We start from the raw sequence: 6,298 nt of genomic DNA on the forward strand, positions 1-6,298 counted from the left end.
CCGCCTTCCTCGGGCCGAGGGCGTGCCTCCCTCGGCCCTCGGTCCGGCTCTGCTTGACCTTGACACAGTGACAAGGCCTTCACTGTGGCCGAGGAGGTGGTGCTGATGACCATGTCGACAGAGAGCACGAACCCGAGCACGAACACGAGCGCGAAGGCGAACACGAAGGCGAAGGCGAACGCGAACGAGGCGCGAGCCCTCCGGGGACTGGAGAGCGACAACTCGTCGGTCCGACTGCAGGCGGCGTTGGCCGTGGGCACGAACCCGGAGCCGGCGTTCGTCGGCAAGCTCATCGAGCGGTGCGCGATCGAGCCCGAGTTCTCCGTGCGCGAAATGCTCACGTGGGCACTCACCCGGCACGCGGCATCGATGACGGTCCCGGCGCTTGTCGACGAAGTCCGCTCGGAGCGTGCGCAGGCGCGGAGCCAGGCACTGCACACGCTGTCCAAGATCGGGGACCGGCGGGCGTGGCCGGCGATCACACCGGCGCTGCTGTCCGACACCGACGAGGAGGTGGCCCGCAGTGCCTGGCGGGCCGCCGTCGTTCTCGTGCCCGACGGTGCGGAGCAGGCGTTGGCCGTAGGGTTGGCGACGCAGCTCGGGCGCGGCGAACGCGAGACGCAGCTGAGCCTCAGCCGGGCGCTGATCGCGCTCGGGGAGGCGATGGCGCCGGCACTGGGCGCCGCGACGGCGGACCCCGACCCCCGCGTGCGCGCACACGCGATCGCCACGGAACGCCTGTCGCGCGACCCGGACGCCGGATTCGAGTTCGCGATCGAGGAGGCGAAGCGCGTCGTCGCCCTCGGCGGGCGCGACCAGGACGGGCGGTAGGCAGTGTTGATCGGTGACGTCGCGCAGCGGTCCGGGGTCAGCGCCCGCATGCTCAGGCACTACGAATCGCTCGGCCTGGTACGGCCGTCGGGTCGCACCGACTCCGGCTACCGGGAGTACTCCGAGGAGAACATCCGGCGGATCTTCCACATCGAGAGCCTGCGGTCACTGGGGCTGTCGCTGAGCGACGTCGGGCGCGCGCTCGATGACCCCGGCTTCGCGCCCTCGGAACTCGTCGACGACCTCATCCGCCGGACGCTGGACCGCATCGCGGCGGAGACGGAGCTGCTCACCCGGCTCCGTCGGATCGGTGCCGCGGAACCCGCCGGCTGGGAGGAGGTCCTCCAGATCGTCTCGCTCCTCCAGGCGCTGGAGTCGAAGAACGCGGGCGCTCGCCAGCGCGCGGCCCTGTCCGCCGCCGAGGAGGTCTCCGTACCGGTGGAAGCCCTGGCCGAGGCCGTGCTCGGCGAGTCGGACCCGAACGTCGCCGGAGCCCTCCGCTGGGCTCTGGCGCAATCCGGCGAGGACGCGTTGGAAGCGCTGGCGAAGGGCCTCGGCTCACCCGCGGTCGAGGTGCGGGAACGTGCCGTCCGGTCCATCGCCGAGATTCCGGACGGCGAGGCGACCGCCCTGCTGCGGGACGCCCTCACGAACACCGACATCGTCGTCCGCGGGTACGCGGCCCTGGCACTCGGGACACGCGGAGTGGCCGACGCGGTCCCGACGCTCATCGACATGATCGTCGAGGCGAGGAACGACGCCGACGCGGCCGACGCACTGAGCGCGCTGGCCGGCGACCCCGCGGGTGATCCCGCGTTGGCGGACCGGATCGCCACCGGACTCGTCGACCGCCTCGCCCCCGGCACCACCGGAACGCCCGCCCGTCGACGGCTGACCCAGGCGCTCGCGGACATCCCGGGGACGACGGCGTCACGCGCCCTCGGGGATCTGGCCCAGGACGAAGACCGTGCGGTGGCGCTCACCGCGACCTACGTCCTCAAGCTGCGCGCCGCCCGGTAAGGGCTGGACGAAGGCTGGTGCGCAGCGCGCCGCACGGCCGGCCGGCACCGGCCGTCGACCCGCTGCCGACCGACCGTCAACCTGCCGTCGACCGGCCGTCGACCGGCTCTCGCAGCCCGGTTCGACGGCCGGCGATGCGACCGGTCAGGCGGGGATGCCGCAGTACTGCTGCTGTTTGCCGATCGCGCGGTAGACGCAGTCGGCCGTTTCCACCAGGCGCAGGACCGCTTCGCGGTTGCGGCTGGTCTCGCGGCCGATCACCTCGTCGGGCGGGTAGAAGCCGCTGCTGCCGTTCGGGCCGGGGTACATCTCGAAGGTGTAGGCGAAGACCCGTTGGGCGCCCCACAGCCAGTCGTCGATCGCGCCGTCGGTGATGTAGAGGTCGCTCGACTGCTCGGGCGTGTAGCCGTTGGTGGCGGCCATGGTGCGGCCGAGGGTGGCGAAGGTGTTGTACTCGTCGGCGGTCATGCCGGTGGCGGTGTCGGCGGTGGTCCAGCCGAACGGCCAGAGCACCAGTTCGCTGTAGGTGTGGAAGTCGATGGCGGCGGTGATCTGCTGCTTGCCGCCGACGACCCGGCTGCGGACGAAGTCGGCGACCACCTTGGTCTCCTTGGCGGACTCCGGGGCGCTGCCCCGGTAGGTCTCGTTGGAGGTGGAGCCGGAGGAGCCGCCGCAGCAGCCCCACTTGTAGTTCCAGTTGCGGTTGAGGTCGGTGCCGACGCTTTTGCTGGCGGGGTTGGGCTGGCGGTCCTTGCGCCAGCTGCGGTAGCGGCCGGTGGCGATGTCGTACTCGCCGCCGTCCGGGTTGAGGTCGGGGATCACCCAGATCTCGCGGCTGTTGACGGCGTTGGCGATGCGGCTGTCGGTGGCGTACTTGTCGCCGAACTCGTGCAGCAGGTAGAGGGCCATCTCGACGGTGAGGTGCTCGCGGGCGTGCTGGTGGGCGGTGAACAGCACCTCGGGCTCGTCCTCGTCGGTGCCGACGTTGTCGCTGATCTTCACCGCGACGATCGGCCGGCCCTCGTAGGAGGTGCCGATGACGCGCTTGCTCATGATGTCCGGGTGCGCGGCGACCACGGCGTCGATGTCGGCGGTGGCCTCGGCGTAGTTGTGGTAACCGGAGTCGGCCTGCGGGAAGTCGTACACCGGGCCGGCCAGGCTCTCGTCCAGGCCCTCGCCGCCGGGGCCGGAGCCCGACTCGGTGCCGTGGTCGGGGCCGGGCAGCGCGGTGGGGGACCACCCGAGCGTGCGCAGCCGGTCGGCCTCGGCGGGGGTGGCGGTGACCACCACCGCGTCGGGCAGGACGGCGTCGACGGAGGCGCCGGTGGCGGCGATGGTGGTGCGTTCGGCGACGGTACGGGGGCCGTCGAGCCGGTACTGCCGGGCGGTGTCGGCAGCGGTGTCCGCACCGGCGGATGTGGGCGCCGACAGGCGGTAGGGGGAGGCGGCCTGGGCGGTGATCGGGGTGGCGAGGGCGAGGGCCAGCAGAACGGCGGTGGCCGCGGCGGGCTTCCCTCGGCGGGGCAGTCGCATGACTGTCCTCCTGTGGGGGTCCGTGGGGGCGGAACGGTGGAGGAGGTGAGGCGCGCGCCAGCATGATGGTCCGTCAATGTCATGAGTTCGTCAAGAGGTTGGAAAGACGCGGGCCGGGCGGAACGCATCGGCCAGGGGCGACTGGGGGCGGAAGCCGGGCATGGGGGGCGGCCGGGTCGGGCGGCCGGTCCGTCGTCGGCTACCGCCTCGACAAGTCGCAGACCTGGCATGCCCGCGGCCCGATCCTGCTCGGCTTCGGCTTCGGCTTCGGCACTGACGCCGGCGCCCTGCCCCGCGACCGCTGCCTCGTCGACGGCGTCTACACCGTCGACATCAGCGCCACCGGCTACCGGGCGCTGACCGTCGAGCACGGCTCCGCCGAGCCGCTCTGCGTGAAGATCTCCTGATCGCGCCCCGGGTGTCGCGGCCTCACCGTGGCGACTGGTCGGGGTCCAGTGCGGCGAGCCACTGGTCGAGGGTCTCGCGGGCGTCCGCGCCGATGGCTTCGATGATCCATGCCTGGCTGCGGTGCCAGGCCGGTTCGGCGTCGGCGAGCACCCGGTACCCGGCTTCGGTGACGGTCACCCGGGTGGTTCGTCCCGTCGTCGACGTCGCGGCCACCTCCACGAACCCGCGCTGCACCAGTCCGTCGAGGTTGCGGCTGACGGTCGAGCGTTCGATGCCGAGCCAGCCCGCGATCTCCGAGGGGCGTGCCGGGGCGCCGGCCGACGCCAGCTCGGAGAGCACCTCGACTTGCGGAAGGGTCAGCCCGAACTGGCGCAACTCCGCGTCGACCCGGCGACCGACCAGGCGCTGCAGGCGCGCGATCCGCCTGCCCAGGCACTCCTCCGACATCAGCGTCGCCTGCCGACGCGACTCGGCCACACTCTCCTGTTGCATCTACACCTCCGGTCTGTAGAGTACCCCCGCAGTATGTGTTGCATATACAACAAATGGAGGGGCCATGTCACGGTTCACCGAACTGCTCGACCGGAACCGCGAGTTCGCCGCGTCCGTCGATCCCGCAAGGCTGGCAATGCCGAGCGGGGAGGGCCTGCCAGACCGGCTTCTCCTCGTGCTGACCTGCGTCGACCCGAGGGTCGAGCCGGCCGGATTCCTCGGCCTCAGGACCGGGGATGCGGGCGTGCTGCGCAACGCGGGAGGCCGCGTCGACGACCGGGTCGCGGAGGACATCGCCTACCTCGCCCTGCGCCTGGGGGTGCGGATGGACGTCGCCGTCATCCATCACACGCAATGCGGGACCGGCAAGCTGTCCGAGCCCGCCTTCCGCCACGCCTTCGCCGGCCGCACCGGGCTCGACGGCGACGCCCTCGCGGCGAAGGCCGTGACCGACCCGACCGAGACCGTGCGCCAGGACGTCGCGAAACTGCTCGGCCACCCGCTGCTGTCCGGCGACACCCTCGCCTCGGTGTCCGGCCATGTGCTCCGGCTCGAAACGGGACTCGTCGAGACGGTCGTGGAGGCGGCCGCTCCGGCCGGACCCGCAGCCTGACCGGCCTGATCCGCAGCCGGCTCGGCCCGACAGCCCCGACCCGCCAATGCCGACCGCGCCCGCCAGGGTGTGGCCGGCATTGGCATGTCGCGTCCCGCGCGCCGCCTGCGCCTGCGTCTGCGTTAGAAGGTCTCACGTTTGTTGTTGACTGTCACCCCGGATGTGCGTTAGAACTTATAGCGAACACAACAGCTTCTACGAAAGGAGGCGGCCGTGACCAACGAGCGCCTTGTCGAGGTCGTTCTGCCGGGCATCGTCGACCCGGAGGGCCTGCAGATCCGCTACGCCTCCGTGCCGGAGCCCGGCCCGGGGCAGATCGTGATCGCCATGGAGGCCACCGGCGTCTCCTTCGCCGAGCAGCAGATGCGCCGCGGCCGGTACTACGACCAGCCGCCGTTCCCGTTCGTGCCCGGATACGACCTGGTGGGCCGGGTCCTGTCGACCGGGCCGGGCGTCGACCCGGCGCTGGCCGGGCGACGGGTAGCCGCGCTGGTGAAGGTCGGCGGCTGGGCCAGCCACGTGGTCGTCGACGCCGCGGACGCGGTCGACGTCCCCGAGGGCCTCACCGCGGCGCAGGCCGAGACGGTCGTGGTCAACGGCATCACCGCCTGGCAGATGCTGCACCGCAAGGCCCGGGTGTGCGCCGGGCAGACCGTCCTGGTCCACGGCGCGAGCGGCGGTGTGGGGTCCGTGCTGGCCCAACTCGCCCGCGCCGCCGGGGCGCGGGTGATCGGTACGGCCTCCGCCCGGCACCACGAGGCGCTGCGGGACTTGGGCGTCGTCCCCGTCGACTACCGGGCGGGAGACGTCCCCGCGCTGGTCCGGGAACTGGCGCCCGGCGGGGTGGACGCCGTCTTCGACCACGTCGGCGGCCGTAGCGTGATCGATTCCTGGCAGCTGCTCGCGCCCGGCGGCACCCTCGTCGCGTACGGCAGTGCCTCCACCCGCGACGACACCGGTTCCAAGCAGTGGCCGGTCCTCAAGATCCTTGCCCGTACCGCACTGTGGAACGCCCTGCCCAACGGCCGGCACGCGTACTTCTACAACATCTGGGCCGGCCGCGCGCTCGGTAAGGACCGCTTCCGGGCACAGCTTCGGAACGACCTCACCGAGGTGCTCGCCGCCGTGGGCCGTGGCGAGGTCACCGCCCGCATCGCCGCCCGACTGCCGCTCACCAGCGCCGCCGAGGCCCTGCGGCTGGCGGAGTCCGGCACCGTCACCGGCAAGATCGTGCTGACGGCCTGAGCCCCTGGCAGAGCTGCTCGCCCGAGCGGCCGGCGCACCGAAGAAAGCCCCGACCGCTCAGCGGATGCTGTTGGTTAACTCCGCCCCGTTGGATCTCATCCAACGGGGCGGAGTGCTGCGAAGGGTGAGATGCGGGTTTTGGCGAGTGGTCTGCCG

At 71.9% G+C, this 6,298-nt stretch carries 7 protein-coding genes; 5 read left to right on the forward strand and 2 right to left on the reverse strand.

Going from position 1 to position 6,298, the window contains the following annotated elements; translation table 11 throughout:
• The first annotated feature begins 84 nt into the window (after positions 1-84).
• On the forward strand, positions 85-831 hold the full coding sequence (locus tag ACZ52R_RS27195) for a HEAT repeat domain-containing protein (RefSeq protein WP_465754329.1): 747 nt from the start codon (positions 85-87) through the stop codon (positions 829-831).
• A gap of 3 nt (positions 832-834) precedes the next feature.
• Complete coding sequence (locus ACZ52R_RS27200) at positions 835-1,851, forward strand: HEAT repeat domain-containing protein (protein WP_465754330.1); 1,017 nt, start codon at positions 835-837, stop codon at positions 1,849-1,851.
• 144 nt (positions 1,852-1,995) lie between these two features.
• On the opposite strand, the gene ACZ52R_RS27205 is transcribed toward ACZ52R_RS27200, so the two are convergent.
• On the reverse strand, positions 1,996-3,384 hold the full coding sequence (locus ACZ52R_RS27205; RefSeq protein ID WP_465619214.1) for a M14 family metallopeptidase: 1,389 nt from the start codon (positions 3,382-3,384) through the stop codon (positions 1,996-1,998).
• A gap of 98 nt (positions 3,385-3,482) precedes the next feature.
• Here ACZ52R_RS27205 and ACZ52R_RS27210 point away from each other — a divergent pair, with 98 nt between their 5' ends.
• Positions 3,483-3,791, forward strand: coding sequence for a hypothetical protein (locus ACZ52R_RS27210; RefSeq protein WP_465754331.1), 309 nt, complete (start codon positions 3,483-3,485; stop codon positions 3,789-3,791).
• Positions 3,792-3,813: 22 nt separating this feature from the next.
• On the opposite strand, the gene ACZ52R_RS27215 is transcribed toward ACZ52R_RS27210, so the two are convergent.
• Complete coding sequence (locus ACZ52R_RS27215) at positions 3,814-4,284, reverse strand: MarR family winged helix-turn-helix transcriptional regulator (RefSeq protein WP_465754332.1); 471 nt, start codon at positions 4,282-4,284, stop codon at positions 3,814-3,816.
• Positions 4,285-4,348: 64 nt separating this feature from the next.
• Between ACZ52R_RS27215 and ACZ52R_RS27220 the strand changes: the two genes are divergently transcribed.
• Positions 4,349-4,897, forward strand: a complete 549-nt coding sequence (locus tag ACZ52R_RS27220) for a carbonic anhydrase (protein WP_465754333.1) — start codon at positions 4,349-4,351, stop codon at positions 4,895-4,897.
• Between the two features lie 213 nt (positions 4,898-5,110).
• Positions 5,111-6,142, forward strand: coding sequence for a medium chain dehydrogenase/reductase family protein (locus ACZ52R_RS27225; RefSeq protein WP_465754334.1), 1,032 nt, complete (start codon positions 5,111-5,113; stop codon positions 6,140-6,142).
• Positions 6,143-6,298 lie beyond the last annotated feature (156 nt).

It is taken from the genome of Kitasatospora sp. NPDC034023, assembly GCF_055575795.1.

Bases quoted from the DNA above. Each gene is read 5' to 3' on its own strand.
- ACZ52R_RS27205 (WP_465619214.1), bottom strand. From the start codon at position 3,384: ATGCGACTGCCCCGCCGAGGGAAGCCCGCCGCGGCCACCGCCGTTCTG.
- ACZ52R_RS27215 (WP_465754332.1), bottom strand. From the start codon at position 4,284: ATGCAACAGGAGAGTGTGGCCGAGTCGCGTCGGCAGGCGACGCTGATG.
- ACZ52R_RS27220 (WP_465754333.1), top strand. From the start codon at position 4,349: ATGTCACGGTTCACCGAACTGCTCGACCGGAACCGCGAGTTCGCCGCG.